This is a genomic window from Bacillus sp. 491mf, assembly GCF_900112415.1.
GTDB lineage: Bacteria > Bacillota > Bacilli > Bacillales > Bacillaceae_G > Bacillus_A.
The window spans coordinates 42649-57799 of the sequence record NZ_FOLV01000004.1 but is presented as its reverse complement, the minus strand read 5'-3'; the positions used below and the strand labels follow the sequence as shown (position 1 = coordinate 57799).

Here is a 15151-nt window from a genome sequence, read left to right as displayed (position 1 = left end):
GCATGAATCATCAAGAAATATAACTGCTAATTTTTTGCTGCATTGTTGGAATGTCTTCACGTTTCACTGTGAAACGTGAAATTCTCTCATCCATATCTAAAGCTTCCGATAATAGTCCAGCAATTCCTCTTGCTTTTCGATCTACTTCCATTACAATTTCTAAACTATCATACGAACGCGGAATAATTAAAAGTTCTAATTCATCGAGCTTTCCATAATATTGACCTGATACAGGAACAAATTCAAACTCTTGTGCGAATGGTACATGATCGCGCAAACGATACGGAAGTTCTTCACATTCGGCTTGACGAAGACGAAATCCAAGGTTTTGGACTGCATCTAGTACACTTTTTAATAACAGGTTGGGAAGTATTTGAATGTAATCACGGTCACTTGGGTCAACACTGCGTTTAATATCAAGCCCAGTCTGTACCCAAACGGTATTCATTCCAAATGTTAACGGCGCTTCAATCGGCATCGGGAAAGAAAATGGAATTTCTCGTTTTTCATTTATCCCGATAGTAATAGGAGTTGTTAAACGAACTTTCTTTAAATCATATGTTGAACTCATTTTCTTATCATCTACTTCGCGAATATACGTCGTAGACAACGTTAAATAAATACAATCAATTTCTTGCGCTACTGATCCACCAGTAATATGTACAACCCCTGTAATTTCTTCACCGATAAACCATTCTTCTTGTGTTAATACAGTATCAACTTTTGCACTGCCAATCCCAACGCTTGCTAAAAACTTTTGGAACATGTATTTCCCACCCTTTCTATTATACAGCGCACATCTTCAAGTAATTCTTGTACATTTTCATAATATGGCTCTTTCATTTGTAGCATCCGCATAATTACATCACTACTATTTGCTGATAATGTTAATTCTTCGTACCAAGGCCGTTCTTCTTTTGAAGATTCATAACTAGAATACAGCAAAAACAAAACAAAATGTCCAAGAGCATAAAAATCACTCCGATAATGGATTTCACGCATATGCGCTTGTTCCCCTTTATAAGATTGAGCTCGTTCATCATTTTCACCAATAAAACGAGCTAATCCAAAATCAATGACAGATATTTCATCATCATTCATTAATATATTAGGAATTCGTAAATCGCGATGCACAATACCATGACTATGAAAATAAGAAACAACTTGAAGTACTTTATATAAAATAAGAAAAACTTCTTTCTCTGTATAAATTTCTCTATAATCAAAAATAAAATCTTCAAATGTCTTTCCCCTCATTTCCTCCATTACAAAAAAAGAACCTTTTCTCCATGTAAAACTATGAAAGAAACGAGGAATTGCATGATGCTCTAACTGCTGTAAAATCGTTTGCTCATATGTAAACGATTTCCTACCTGATGCGTAGCACTGTTTACTTTTTCGAAGTTGTTTTAAAACTCTTTTCTCACCGGACAATAGATCCGAAACAAGATACGTAAAACCATAACTTCCCATACCGAGAATTTGATGAATTTGATATCGCTGTGCAACGACAGTATTGATAGATAACGGTCGATCAATCCACGCCAATATTTTTTGAAAATTCATCAGCTACTAGAGAAAAAGCTGTGACTTTTATGTTTTCTTTTATAATGATGATGTCCATACCCATGGGATGGATGATGCTTATGATAATCACTGCTAGAATACGAACGATGTCGATGTCGATAATCACTACTGGAGTAAGAGCGGTGCTTATGTTTATTCCCAAGCAAAGAATCAATAATTTTTTTGAACATCTCTTCACCTCTTCAAAAAATTTTCACTTTTATTATACCAAATACAACACGAGATAGTGATATTAGTTTTTATTTATACGGTGCAAAAAACGACGAGTCTATCCCGTCGTTACTTTCCTTCATCATCTTCGTCAAATACCTCATCAATCATACATTTTTCTAACAAATAATCAAATGCAATATCTGCAAGATCTTCAATTTCTTCGTGCTTTGGTACATAGCCTCTTACAATTAATTGCTCATAAAAAAATTCCGCAATTTCTTCCGTATCAATCACGACTTCTATTTCCTTCATGAGCATCACCCCTTTAATTCTGTTTTATGAAGAAAAATAGAAATTATGTATAACAATAGAAAACATTTTTCTTTTTTTGCTAGATAAATAGGTTATATAAAAAAAGTTTTTGCATAGGATGTAGTACAAGCTATATAAAGGAGGAAAACACAATGAAATATAAACAAGAAATCATACATACAGAAGACGGTTTCGTACATGAAGATGTGTGGGTGGACAAGCTCGTTTCTATATTTATTATCTTTTTAACAATTATAGGCATACCATATACAACTTATATTTTCTTTCAGTTCCTTTTCTCTTTTTAAGTTATTTTTTCTCGGATAATTTGATTAAATAATTACGTACAACATCCATCACAATTTTATATTCTTCATCTTGAAATGTTTCATACAATGTTCTGTAATCATTAAAAATATCTAGTAAACCATCAATAATCTCTTTTCGATTCGTTTTTATACTTACTTTTTTCGAATTATTAATAGACTTTAATTTTCCTAGATCTAGCTTATTCATACCTGCCTTATCTTGTTTCATTTTCTTTAAAATTACATTTGCTGTTTGTGCATTCACAATAAGGGTCAAATCGGATTCATCCGCTTCGAGCCATTCCCCATCTGTAATACGAGATAATTCATAAATTGTATCTTCCCAAGCATCATTTTTATAACGCCATACTTCCGTCCGGTAACCAACAACACGAAACACATCTTTTTCATAGCCTGTTACTTGAACGAGATCACCAAAAGTAAATTTATAACGAAGTTCAATCCACTCTAATTCGCCATCCTTCATTTCTTGGTCCGTCACAAGCTGCAGTGTATGTTCTACATAAAATCCATCGTGATTGTTTACTTCATATACATGAACGCCATCGAGCATTTTAATGTTCGTGATTTTACCAACTGTACCATATAACGTAATCACGACTATATCTCCTATATTGTATTTGGGCTGTTTTTTTCTCGTCATGTTTCTCTCTCCTTTTGTAGTCGTGATTTTAAGTATGTGACGATAACAGTATATGCGCCCCACTCCGAAAACGCTTATAACATGAGGTTGTATAATTGAATATTTTTCATAAAAAATACACTCCACTATCGGAGTGTACTTAATACAAATTGAAAAATGATTCGTAGTAAAACAATCTACAAATAGTCGTTTCACTCTACCGCTCTTGCATATATAATTCCCAGGCACGATCAAAAATGCTCATGCTTTCTAATGAACCACTTAACTCTAGGTATGAACTAATTTCATCATAATCCTCAGATTGCTTTGGAAAACTATGATCTTCATACATTGTTTCTGCCAAGTCGGATAGTTCATCTTTCAATAAGGAAGCACGGTGCTTCATCATATAATGATAAAATGACTTTTTCAACAATATTCCCTACCTTTCTAACTTGGCTACATTATACAAGGCAAACAAGAAAAAAACCAGCATAAAAAATGCCGGTTAAAAATCAAAATAATTTCGCTTTAATAAACGTGGACGCTCCATAAGCTCTGTAAATTTGATTTGTTTTGGCAAATCTTTCGTATAAATCAAAAAGAGTTGATCTTCAATTTCTTTCACAATCGTATCTGACTGATAATGCATTCCGCAATTTGAACATGCGATACAAGGTGTTTCTTCAATTGTAACTGTTTGTGTTCCATCTGGTAATTCCCAGTATACGGTGTTTACGCTTTCAATTGCTTCTTCACCTCCACACCACATACATCTCATACTGCATCTCCTTCAGTTTTTGTATCCTCATCTACTTTTGCCATTTGCGCTTTAAATTTTTTATCTTTCAATTGATCACGCTTTTCACGTTTATCTTTTAATGAAGCATGTGTATTATTTGTTTCATAATCTTTACGGCGATTCATACGCTGCAAGCCTTCAGGTACAAGATTAAATTTCTTATCACTCATTAGCGCTGCTATACCAACATCAGAGCGCTTTTCTTCGTAAGTAGGATAAATTTCTTTGAAATATCCTTCTGCTCTGCCTGCTACATAATTTTCTGGCTCTGGATACGTTGTAATAACACCTTCAAAGTTACGAAGAACAACTTTATCAGCACTTTGTGAAATAATGTAGTTTGGCTGAACGGCAATTTTACCACCGCCGCCCGGTGCATCTACAACAAATGTTGGTACCGCATAACCAGATGTATGTCCGCGTAATCCTTCAATAATTTCAAGACCTTTTGATACCGGCGCACGGAAATGACCAATTCCTTCTGATAAGTCACATTGATAAATATAGTAAGGACGTACGCGAATTTTTACTAAATCGTGCATCAGTTTTTTCATAATTGGTACGCTATCATTAATTCCTGCTAAAATAACAGCTTGGTTTCCAAGTGGTACACCTGCATTTGCCAGCATTTCACAAGCAAGTTTAGATTCTTCTGTAATTTCAATAGACGTATTAAAATGTGTATTTAACCAAACTGGATGATATTTCTTAATGATATTGCAAAGATTTTCCGTAATACGCTGCGGAAACACAACGGGAGCCCTTGTTCCAATACGGATAATTTCCACATGCGGAATTGCACGTAAGTTCTTTAAAATATACTCTAAAATGTTATCGTTAATAAGAAGTCCGTCACCGCCAGAGATTAATACGTCACGAACTTGCGGTGTTTCACGAATATAAGCAATCGCTTCGTCTAATTGTTTCTTTGGTACACCCATCCCAATTTGTCCACTAAAACGACGACGTGTACAATAGCGACAATACATCGAACATTGATTTGTAACTAGGAAAAGAACACGGTCTGGATAACGATGAGTTAATCCTGGAACTGGTGAATCTTCATCTTCATGAAGCGGGTCTTCTAAATCATACTTCGTTTTATATAATTCCTCTGTAATCGGAACAGATTGCATACGAATTGGACAACGTGGATCATCTGGATTCATAAGGGATGCATAGTATGGTGTAATGTTTAATGGGATTGTTTTTGTTGAAATTTTAACACCTTCTTCTTCTTCCGGTGTTAAATTAATAACTTTCTTTAAATCATCTAATGTTTTAATTGTATTTGTTAACTGCCAAATCCAATCATTCCATTGTTCCTCTGTAACATCTTTCCATAATTCAATATCTTTCCAATGACGTTGTGGTTTATATACGTCTTGTAACATTGCCATTCCCCCTTTTTAAACGCTCACTACTTATTAAAGCAATAATCATGCCAACTTTATCGGTTACATCTAGATTTTGATTCGCTTTTACTAGTACAACCTTAACTATTACAAGCTTTCTTACTATAAAAATATCGTTTTATACGAAAACAAAAAATAAATACCCCTTAAAAGAAACAGAATTTTCTTTACTTTTATATATGTAAGCACTCATTTATTGGTGCAAATGCACAAAAAGCTGCCAATTATTCGGCATATTTCGCATATTTATTTAATTTATACTGCAACGTTTGTCTTGGAATGCCTAACAACTTTGCAGCCTGTAAAACGTTTCCTTTCGATTCTAACATTGCTTGTTCAATCAAGTCTTTTTCCGTTTGATGAAGTGCCTCTCGAAGTGGTAATATCGACTTTTTCGGCAGATGCGGTGTTTGTCGAAACGAACGTGGTAAACAAGATAATGTTAGCATTTTCCCTTCTGCTACAATGACCGCATGTTCAATCATATGCTTTAATTCACGTACATTACCTGGCCAATTGTATTGAAGTAAGTGCTGCTTTGCATCTTCATCTATTCCAACTACATTCTTTTTATATTCCTTATTATAAGCTTTCAAAAAGTGCGGAGCTAACAATAAAATATCTTCCTTTCGCTCACGAAGCGGCGGAATAAATAAGGAAAACACATTTAACCGATAATACAAATCTGTACGAATTTTATTTTCACGAAGACACTCATCTGGAGGTTGATTCATCGCTGTAATTACACGCACATCAACTTTTCTTGTTTTATTATCACCGATGCGGCGAATAACACCATCTTCTAGTACACGAAGCATTTTTGCTTGTAAATCTAACGGCATCGAATTCAGTTCATCTAAAAATAAGGTACCACCGTCCGCAAGTTCAAATAAGCCGGCGCGCTCTATGGCACCTGTATAGCTTCCTTTTGTCGTTCCAAACAGTAAGCTTTCAAGTAATGATTCTGGCAAAGCAGCACAGTTTTGAGCAATAAACGCGTTATTTCTTCGTTTCGATGCTTCGTGTATCGCTTGTACAAATAACTCTTTTCCCGTCCCTGTTTCACCGTAAATCAGCACGTTTGCATTTGTAGTTGCAACCTTTTGCGCCAATTGTTTCGCCTGTGAAAAGCGCTTATCATTCGTTATAATCGTATCGAATGCTACATGCCTGTATGGTGCTTTTTTCGGTGATGACCGTTTCATTTTCGACTGCAGGTCAGCAATTTTTTCCGTTAACTTTTGAATCGTAGAATAATCTTTTGCAATTTCAACAGCGCCTGCTATGCGTCCTTCTATAAAAATAGGAAGCGTTGTATTCACCGTGTATACATCTTCTCCCCTTTGATTTTGATATCGTTGCACTTGGTGTAGGATTGGCTTTTTCATTTGCAATACCTTTAACAGTGTACTCGTTTCTGGCGTTAACGAGGGAAATGCTTCTAATAAATATTTACCAAGTACATCTTCTACATTCGATCCATCATGTTTTGCTGCCACAGTGTTATAAAAAATCGTAACCCCATTTTCATCTACTGCATGAATAGCTTCATCAATGCTACTTAAAATCGCTTCAATCACTTCTTGTGTTGAAATCGCCAGCAACGTACTTCCCTCCTTTGCTCAAAAATCAGCAATTATGGTGCCAAATTTTGAGCATCAATCACTAAGATGAAACTCCCATCAGCGAAGATATTTTCTTCTACGCTTATGGAAGTTAAGTAAGTTGATTCTTTATGAACTGTTATCTACGAAATACGAGATAAATCCTTTACCCAAACGTTCATATCCTCTAACTTATCGAAAATATAACAGTTATTCGCAAGTCGGCCTGTATACGTATATCCAAGCTGATAAAATGCTGCGTTCATACCAAATGAAAGTGCCCGCGCGATTGTATACGAACAAAAAATACCTCTCTCTTGCAGTTCCTCTTCTAACTTCATCAGTAAACTTTTCATAAAACCGTGTTTTCGATACTCTGGTAATGTTGCACAATTTGTTAATTCTGCATTTCCTTCTTTTACGTTTATTTCTGCTGAAGCGGTGCTTATAATCTTTCCATCCGTTTCATACACGTAATAAATTGTATCTTCCTTCATCGTTTTCACAATATAATCGACTTCATTTAAAGGTGTTGGATAAATCTCAAATACTTTTCCAAATACATCCGCAAGCTGCTGTGCATCTTCTTCTGTCGCTTTTCGTAATATAAACTGTACTTGTATTTCTTTTTCTATTACTTTCTTAGCAATTACACCACTTAAAATTTCATCTTCCTTCACCCACTGCACGCTATTACGGCGCTCATCATCCCGATACTTTACCATAAAATATGCATCATGCCCCTGGAAGTATTGAGGAATATTTGCTTCTAGCGCAAAGCCAAGAGAGAGCCACTCAGAAATGTGCTCTCCCTTTCCTTTAATAATTAATTTCGTGAAAGAATGAGAGTTTGCGAGTTCTTCAACTCTATGCATTACTTTTTCAACATTTCCCTTATAATGGTCAACTCGAATACGTTTATTAAAATAATCTAACGTGCCTTCTAAAGTATAGTACTTCGTCTGTTCTACAAATTCTTCGTAATATTTCATTGGTCCACCTCGCACCAATCCAGCAGTGTACATGCAATAATCTTTGCCGCTGCAATCATTTTATCAATTTCAATATATTCATTTGGATAATGTGCGACTTTCGTTTCCCCTGGACCAAATACGATCGTTGGAATATTTGCGATTTGTGTAAATAACCCTCCATCTGTTCCCCAAGGTGATGCCTCAACAATTGGCTCTGTGCCTTCAATATGTAAAAAATTATCTTTTAGTGTCGTGATAAGCGGATGGTTTTCTTCCAATTCCCCCGGAACCCATCGTGCGCCAAACCATTCTACCTCTACTGGATGTTCTGTAAACCATGAATCTACCTGATTTAACTGTCCTACCCAATTTTCAAATTCTATTTTTGCATCTTCCATACTTTCATTTGGCGCTACGCCGTATCTGCCTTCTAAAGTAAGAAAATCAGGTACAGAACTTGGCCAACTGCCACCTTCAATTTTCCCAATATTAATCGGGATTGGAATCGGAATTCCTTTATATAAAGGATCCGTAATCCGCTCATTTCGTTTTTCTTCTAGCTTCCTCATATGCTCAACAACAAGCATACTTTTCTCAATAGCACTTACACCTTCATAACGTGTCCCACCATGCGCAGCTTTCCCCTTTACGAATAAACGAAACCACATTGAACCTTGTTGTTTCGAGAAAAATTTCATATTCGTTGGTTCTGGAATAATTACGCCATCTGCCTCGTAACCTCGTAAAAGTGTCGCAAGCGTACCTGCGCCGCCGCTCTCTTCTTCTATTACACTTTGAAAATATACATCTCCCTTTAGAAAAATGCCTGTTGCTACAATGGCTTCTATCGCCAGCATGAGCGATACATTACCACCTTTCATATCAGTAGTGCCGCGACCGTATATACGATTCCCAATTTTTTCTCCTGCATACGGATGATGCTCCCACTGCTTCAAATCTCCTTCAGGCACCACATCAATATGACCATTTAAAATCATCGACTTTCCGCCGCCGCTCCCCTTTAATGTTGCTACAATATTAGGACTATCATTAAAACTTGTACGCGGTGAAACAAAATACGGATGATCTTTCATTTTCGTAAACGACGGCTCCCAAATATCCAAATCTAAACCAAGCTCACGCAGCTTTTCAATTACTACTGCCTGCGCACCGCTTTCATCTCCGCTCGTGCTTTTTTCTTGAATTAAACGTTTTAATAATTTCACACTCATATTTTCATGACTTTCAATATATTCACACACTTGTTTTTTATATTGCTCCAATTGTTACCTCTCCTTTCAGTCAATCACTAGTAAAGATGGACTTACATGAAAAGCAGCTTCTGTACATTTTTTAATATCTTCTACTGTGTACGGACTCATTAATTCTTGCAATACTAATCCTTTCGGTGTTACTTCCATTACAGCCATATCTGTAATAATGACGTCTACACATCGTTTTGACGTAAGCGGAAGTGTACATTCTGAAACAATTTTGGATTTTCCGTATTTATCGACATGACTCATTACAACGACAACACGTTTTGCCTTTTGTGCTAAATCCATGGCACCACCTATTCCTGGTACACGCTTTCCAGGTACAATCCAATTTGCTAAGTCACCTTTTTCACTTACTTGTAGTGACCCTAGAATGGTAACATCAAGTAATCCTTTTCGAATCATTCCAAATGCTGTGCTGCTATCAAAATAACTAGCTCCGGCAATAATTGATGTTGGCAAGCCAGCCGCATTACATAAATTTTCATCCTCTTCGCCTTTTACCGGTGTTGGCCCCATACCTACAATGCCATTTTCCGCATGAAACATAACATGCATATCATCTGGCAAATGATTCGGAATAAGAGATGGGATGCCGATTCCTAAATTCACAATCATCCCGTTTTGAATTTCCTTTGCCGCACGTTTTGCAATTTTGTTGCGAACATCTACTCCCATGCCCATTTCCAGTTCACTCCTTCCGATGGAACGATATAATCAACAAATACACCAGGCGTGATAATTTCTTCTGGATCGAGTTCTCCAAGTGGAACAATTTCTTCAGCCTCGACGATCGTAATATCACCGGCCATCGCGACATGTGGATTCATATTGCGCGCGCTTTTATCAAACACTAGGTTTCCAAACGGGTCTGCTTGTTTCGCAAACACGATAGATACTTCTGCAGTTAGGGCCGTTTCAATCAAATATGTCTTCCCATTTATTTCAACCGTTCGTTTTCCTTCTTCTACAATTGTATCCATCCCAACATCAACAAGAACACCACCTAGTCCTACTCCTCCAGCTCGAATTCGTTCTGCTAATGTGCCTTGAGGAGAGAATTCAATTTGTAATCTCCCTTCATTTAACTGCCGTCCTGCATTTGGATTTGAACCGATATGTGATGTAATTAACGATTTTACACGCTTATTTGTTACAAGACGGCCAATGCCTACATCAGGAAAACCTGTATCATTTCCAATTAAATGTAAATCACGAATTCCTTTATCTAAGATTGCTTGAATTAAAGAGGGAGGAGAACCAATCCCTCCAAATCCTCCAAACATAAGCGTCATCTCATCATGAAAATATGGCATAACATCTTGTATTGTTTTTATCTTTCCAAATGTATTTGTAATAGTTGTCATACGATACTATGCCCTCCTTTTTGCGTCATTTCTTCTACGCTTTTCGCAAAAATATGAAGTAGTTCATCAAGCTCTGCATATGTAGTCGTAAGCGGCGGTGCAACTAATAATGCACTATCTTCCTTACCCGCTTGTCCCGATACAGCTTGGTATAAAAGAAGACCGTTTTTCGCCGCAACAGAAATAAGTTCAGACGCCTTTGTAAACGGTTGCAATTCTACCCCGATTAACAATCCTTTCCCGCGTACATCAGCAATGATTGTCGATTGTTGCTGCACCTTTTGCAAACCTGCCATTAAATATTTCCCTTTTTCAGCAGTTTCTTCTGGTAAACGGTGCTTCTCTGTATATTCAATTACCGCTAAAGCTGTCGCCGCAGATAGTGGATTTGCACTCAATGTATGTCCGCTCATCACAGAACGAGACCCTCGTAAAATCGGTTCCATCACACGATCACTTACCATCGTGGCAGCAATTGGCGCATAACCAGCTGCTAATCCTTTTCCGAGCGTCATAATATCCGGCTGGACATCCCAATGCTCCATCGCAAACCATGCTCCTGTGCGGCCTAGTCCTGTCATAACTTCATCAGCAATAAATAAAATATCATAATGCTCACAAATCTCTTTAATCACCTTATAATAATCTTTCGGTGGTACTACAGCTCCCCCAGCTGCACCAATAATTGGCTCCGCAATAAACGCTGCAATATGCTCTGCGCCAATACGTTCAATGGATCGCTCTAACTCTGTCGCACACGAAAGTTGACATGTTGGGTACACCTTTTGTACAGGGCAACGGAAACAATACGGTGCTGGTAATGTCGGGTAATCTTCCAAAATGGAAACAAAACGTTGTCTACGCAATGGATGCCCAGACAATGATAATGCTCCCATCGTAATTCCGTGATAACTCATCCAGCGTGACAAAATTTTATTCTTTCCTTGAATACCGCGCTCTTGAAAATGTTGAATCGCAATCTTCATAGCCGTTTCATTTGCTTCTGTACCGCTATTCACGAAAAAGCTCCAATTTAAATCGCCCATATTTAAATCGCTTAGCTTCTTCGCTAGCTTCTCTGCTGGCTCACTCGTAAACTGTGAACGATATACAAAAGCAATTTCTTCTGCTTGCTGTTTAATAACCTCTGCAATCTCTGTTACACCATGACCAATGCTTGCTGTAATCGCTCCTGACGAACCATCAAAATATTTATTTCCATTTTGATCATATAAATAAACACCTTTCCCGTGTGAAATCATCGGATACGGTTGACCAACAAGTGGCTTAATTAAGTAATCACGCATGACGTTCCCCCCGTTTCTTCAACTCATATATAAATATGTAGAAAATCAATTCTTCTTTCATAAAAAAAAGAACTCTCTGCTTAAGCAGTGAATCTATTAAAAAGCCAATATTATAGAATATAAAAATAAATGCATAAAAATAAAATAGAAAGAAATTTCAGAAATAAAAACCTATAAATCAACAACGTTTTCTCTACATCCCTCCCTATCCAAACGAAAACATCAATTAAAAACCACGTACTCCTCTCTTCTAAACTATCATTTTAAGCGAAAACATGTTGCTAATATGTAAACTTCGACAACCCTCTAGTAAATTTCCTTCTTACTTCTTCATTTTATTCCATATACTTTCAAACAAATTTAGACAAAATTTTCACAAAAAGAACCTCGTCCTATGATAAGACGAGGTTCTCCTACTGTATATTATCCCACTACAACTTCTTCTCTTTTTTCTGTCTTGCTAGTTAAATATTCTACGATATTACGAGCAATATGAACACCACATGCACTTGCTTGTGCTAATCCCCGTGTTACGCCAGCACCGTCTCCGCCTAAGTATAAACCGGAAATTTCTGATTCAAAGTGTTTATTAAGTTTTGGTCTTGCAGAGTAGAATTTCGCTTCTACACCGTAAAATAATGTATGTTCAGAGGCAATGCCTGGTGTGACATGGTTTAATGCCTCAGTCATTTCAATTAAGCTCTTCATTGTATTGTATGGCAATACAAGACCTAAGTCTCCTGGTACCGCTTCTTTTAATGTTGGCTCAAGAAACCCTTCTTGAATACGCTTCGGTGTAGAACGGCGACCTTTTAAGATATCTCCATATTTTTGTATCGTAACCCCGCCCATTGAAATGCGATTTGCTAAGCGTGAAACTTCATGTGCATATTCGTTCGGCTGATCGAATGGCTCAGAAAATTGATGTGATACTAAGAGCGCAAAGTTCGTATTATCACTACCTAGCGCAGAATCTTTGTACGCGTGACCATTCGCTGTCATAATACCAGAATGATTTTCAACAACGACGTGACCAGATGGATTACTACAGAATGTGCGTACTCGCGTTCCTACAGATGTGTTGAATACGAATTTTCCTTCATAGAGATGCCTATTTATTTCTTCCATCACAATATTTGAAGTTTCAACGCGAACACCGATGTCTACTTGGTTCGTGTTCATTTTTAAACGGCGTTTTTTCATAATTTTAGTAAGCCAAGCAGATCCATCACGACCTGGTACAATGACTACTTTTTTTGCAGATAATATTGTTCCATCTTTTAAAACAATTCCACGAACGGTATGTTCATTCTCTGCCTTTTCAGTTACGATATCGTCCACTTCCACTTTAAATTTCATGTCAATTTTCTCTTTTAAATATTCGAAAATGCTTTTTAAAATTTCTAAGTTTTGTTCTGTACCTAAGTGACGAACTTGCGCACGTAATAGTTTTAACCCCGCTGCATAAGCACGTTTTTCAATATCACGAACTTCATCCGTTAATGGATCTGTAATTGAAGTAGTTGCGCCGTGTGCTAAGTTAATTTTATCTACATATTTGATTAAGTCCATTACTGTCGATGGCGATAAATAATCTGTCATCCAACCACCGAATTCACTTGTAATGTTAAATTTCCCATCTGAATATGCTCCTGCCCCGCCGAATCCATTTGTGATAGAGCATGCTGGTAAACATCCTGCATACTCTTTCTTTCCAACAGCAGGCGGACATTTCGTTATTTTCTTTTGAAGAATCGGACAATTACGTCGATATATATCATGTCCTTTATCGATTAATAGCACCTTTGCATCTGGCATTTTACCAGTTGTTTCATAGCAAGTAAAAATCCCCGCAGGACCTGCACCTACAACAATTACATCATAGTTCGTATTCATATATTCATTCCCCCATTGCATTCCTAAGAAAACCCTTACTAAAGGTATCATGTCCCATTTGGAAAGTCAACAGATTTAACGAACGATTATTAATAAAAATGTTTAAATGTTCGTGAAAAATCACGTTTTTTTATGTAAACAAATAAAAATAGCATCCAAAACAAGAAAGAACCGATTAATCATTTCTGCATCACTGGAGAGTAAGACCCCCACCTCACATTTAAAAGAGGCAATAAAGCTAGGTGGAGGATAACTGCCTGTATAAACCCAATTGGGCAAACTTTTCATCAGTGAGGCGAAAAGACTCCCACTGATGGAAGTTTCACTTTATTTTTAATCGGTTCACCATGACGCTCTTTCTGCATAATTAGAAACGTACGCAAGTAGCTCCAATTATAATTAATAAAATAAACAACACGACCACGATTGCAAAGCCAAAACCACAGCCTCCAGCACCACCGCAGCCATAACCACTGCCATAGCCTGGATATCCTCCACCATAGCCCCACATAATTTTTCACTCCTTACATCCATTTAAAATAGTTTACATTTACAAAATATGTAGGACAAACATTATTTTGTATGTGTGTTTGCCTAGAAATTAAAAAAATCTCCAGTTCAGATAGAGATTTCATCCACTTAAGGCTTTTTTTGCATATCTTCTCCTTGTACATGCATATAGTTGTAATAATGAGAAAAGAGGGAGGCATATCAATGAATTCATTTGAAGGAGAAAAATACGCGCAGCAAGCTTCGATGTATGAGCAACTTGCTCGTTATTACAAATATACAAATCCCCAAAAATATATGGAAGTATACTTAAGACACTATGAGGTGATGAAACAATTCGTACAAGCTTATGAGAAGAATCGTGTATCACTACCATTTTCAAGTGAGCAATCATTACCCTCTTACGTTCGAATCCTACACGCTTCTCCTGATTTATCTGCTATTGATATTGTCATGAATGGACAAAAAGTAGTAAAAAACATTTCATTTAAGCAATATAGTCCATATCTTTCACTTATCCAAGGACAATACCGCGTTGATATCGTACCTACTGGCGAAGAAACCCCCATCTTTTCAACGCTCGCTCCTGTAATGGGAAATCATGCATATACTTTTGCGGCAGCTGGAAATTCCAATAAACTGCAACTTCTACATTTAACTGATAATACACCTCTTCCATATGGACAAGCCAAAATACGATTCGTTCATTTATCTCCTGATGCACCTCAAGTAGATGTGGCTTTAAAAGATGGGGAAAGCCTGTTTGAAAAGGTTATATTTAAACAAGCAACAGATTATTTACAAGTGAGCCCTGGAGTCGCAGATATTGAAATAAGTGCTGCAGAAACAAAAAACGTTATTTTAACAATACCTGAGGTGAAAATTGAGGCAAATAAAATTTATACGATTGTTACACTTGGTTATGTAAATAAATCCCCAAAACTGGAGAGTTTATTTTTGACAAATTAGTTTTCCATAAACATGCGACTAACAAAA

At 36.8% G+C, this 15151-nt stretch carries 18 protein-coding genes; 2 read left to right on the top strand and 16 right to left on the bottom strand.

The features are described 5' to 3' along the window. Nucleotides 1-10: 10 nt before the first annotated feature. The 4 genes from BM211_RS06165 to BM211_RS06150 all read right to left on the bottom strand — a co-directional run bounded on the left by BM211_RS06165 (nucleotide 11) and on the right by BM211_RS06150 (nucleotide 2052). Entirely contained in the window at nucleotides 11-766 is a 756-nt protein-coding gene (locus BM211_RS06165) for a sporulation protein (RefSeq protein WP_035430301.1), read from the bottom strand. Beyond that, on the bottom strand, nucleotides 748-1566 hold the full coding sequence (locus BM211_RS06160) for a serine/threonine protein kinase (protein WP_090995794.1): 819 nt from the start codon (nucleotides 1564-1566) through the stop codon (nucleotides 748-750). The genes BM211_RS06165 and BM211_RS06160 overlap by 19 nt, the downstream gene beginning before the upstream one ends. After that, nucleotides 1566-1757: a hypothetical protein gene (locus BM211_RS06155; RefSeq protein WP_081904775.1), complete on the bottom strand. Its 192-nt coding sequence runs from the start codon at nucleotides 1755-1757 to the stop codon at nucleotides 1566-1568. Before BM211_RS06155 ends, BM211_RS06160 begins: the two co-directional genes overlap by 1 nt. A 109-nt stretch (nucleotides 1758-1866) precedes the next feature. Next, entirely contained in the window at nucleotides 1867-2052 is a 186-nt protein-coding gene (locus BM211_RS06150; protein ID WP_035430307.1) for a YozD family protein, read from the bottom strand. A gap of 152 nt (nucleotides 2053-2204) precedes the next feature. Between BM211_RS06150 and BM211_RS06145 the strand changes: the two genes are divergently transcribed. After that, a complete protein-coding gene (locus BM211_RS06145) occupies nucleotides 2205-2360 on the top strand; it encodes a DUF3930 family protein (RefSeq protein WP_081904776.1) in 156 nt (51 codons plus the stop codon). Nucleotide 2361: 1 nt separating this feature from the next. On the opposite strand, the gene BM211_RS06140 is transcribed toward BM211_RS06145, so the two are convergent. The 12 genes from BM211_RS06140 to yjcZ all read right to left on the bottom strand — a co-directional run bounded on the left by BM211_RS06140 (nucleotide 2362) and on the right by yjcZ (nucleotide 14156). Beyond that, nucleotides 2362-3024, bottom strand: a complete 663-nt coding sequence (locus tag BM211_RS06140) for a hypothetical protein (protein ID WP_035430310.1) — start codon at nucleotides 3022-3024, stop codon at nucleotides 2362-2364. Nucleotides 3025-3220: 196 nt separating this feature from the next. Continuing rightward, nucleotides 3221-3436: a YozE family protein gene (locus tag BM211_RS06135; RefSeq protein WP_035430313.1), complete on the bottom strand. Its 216-nt coding sequence runs from the start codon at nucleotides 3434-3436 to the stop codon at nucleotides 3221-3223. A gap of 75 nt (nucleotides 3437-3511) precedes the next feature. Beyond that, complete coding sequence (locus tag BM211_RS06130) at nucleotides 3512-3784, bottom strand: YokU family protein (protein ID WP_035430316.1); 273 nt, start codon at nucleotides 3782-3784, stop codon at nucleotides 3512-3514. Then, a complete protein-coding gene (gene ablA, locus BM211_RS06125; protein ID WP_035430319.1) occupies nucleotides 3781-5199 on the bottom strand; it encodes a lysine 2,3-aminomutase in 1419 nt (472 codons plus the stop codon). Before ablA ends, BM211_RS06130 begins: the two co-directional genes overlap by 4 nt. Before the next feature lie 245 nt (nucleotides 5200-5444). Continuing rightward, on the bottom strand, nucleotides 5445-6824 hold the full coding sequence (locus tag BM211_RS06120; RefSeq protein WP_035430320.1) for a sigma-54 interaction domain-containing protein: 1380 nt from the start codon (nucleotides 6822-6824) through the stop codon (nucleotides 5445-5447). 143 nt (nucleotides 6825-6967) lie between these two features. Continuing rightward, nucleotides 6968-7816 (bottom strand): putative beta-lysine N-acetyltransferase, encoded by an 849-nt coding sequence (gene ablB / locus BM211_RS06115; RefSeq protein ID WP_035430321.1) that lies wholly within the window; start codon nucleotides 7814-7816, stop codon nucleotides 6968-6970. Then, the gene (locus BM211_RS06110) at nucleotides 7813-9081 is read right to left on the bottom strand and encodes a peptidase (RefSeq protein WP_090995791.1); all 1269 of its coding nucleotides are present in this window, start codon (nucleotides 9079-9081) and stop codon (nucleotides 7813-7815) included. Before BM211_RS06110 ends, ablB begins: the two co-directional genes overlap by 4 nt. A gap of 15 nt (nucleotides 9082-9096) precedes the next feature. Then, nucleotides 9097-9759: a CoA transferase subunit B gene (locus BM211_RS06105; protein WP_035430324.1), complete on the bottom strand. Its 663-nt coding sequence runs from the start codon at nucleotides 9757-9759 to the stop codon at nucleotides 9097-9099. After that, entirely contained in the window at nucleotides 9744-10442 is a 699-nt protein-coding gene (locus BM211_RS06100; RefSeq protein WP_090995788.1) for a CoA transferase subunit A, read from the bottom strand. Before BM211_RS06100 ends, BM211_RS06105 begins: the two co-directional genes overlap by 16 nt. Further along, nucleotides 10439-11749: an aspartate aminotransferase family protein gene (locus tag BM211_RS06095; RefSeq protein ID WP_035430328.1), complete on the bottom strand. Its 1311-nt coding sequence runs from the start codon at nucleotides 11747-11749 to the stop codon at nucleotides 10439-10441. The genes BM211_RS06100 and BM211_RS06095 overlap by 4 nt, the downstream gene beginning before the upstream one ends. Nucleotides 11750-12172: 423 nt before the next feature. Next, entirely contained in the window at nucleotides 12173-13645 is a 1473-nt protein-coding gene (locus BM211_RS06090; protein WP_090995787.1) for an NAD(P)/FAD-dependent oxidoreductase, read from the bottom strand. Nucleotides 13646-14012: 367 nt separating this feature from the next. Beyond that, the gene (yjcZ, locus tag BM211_RS26670) at nucleotides 14013-14156 is read right to left on the bottom strand and encodes a sporulation protein YjcZ (RefSeq protein WP_035430331.1); all 144 of its coding nucleotides are present in this window, start codon (nucleotides 14154-14156) and stop codon (nucleotides 14013-14015) included. Nucleotides 14157-14359: 203 nt separating this feature from the next. Here yjcZ and BM211_RS06080 point away from each other — a divergent pair, with 203 nt between their 5' ends. Beyond that, nucleotides 14360-15124, top strand: a complete 765-nt coding sequence (locus tag BM211_RS06080) for a DUF4397 domain-containing protein (RefSeq protein ID WP_090995784.1) — start codon at nucleotides 14360-14362, stop codon at nucleotides 15122-15124. Nucleotides 15125-15151: the final 27 nt, after the last annotated feature.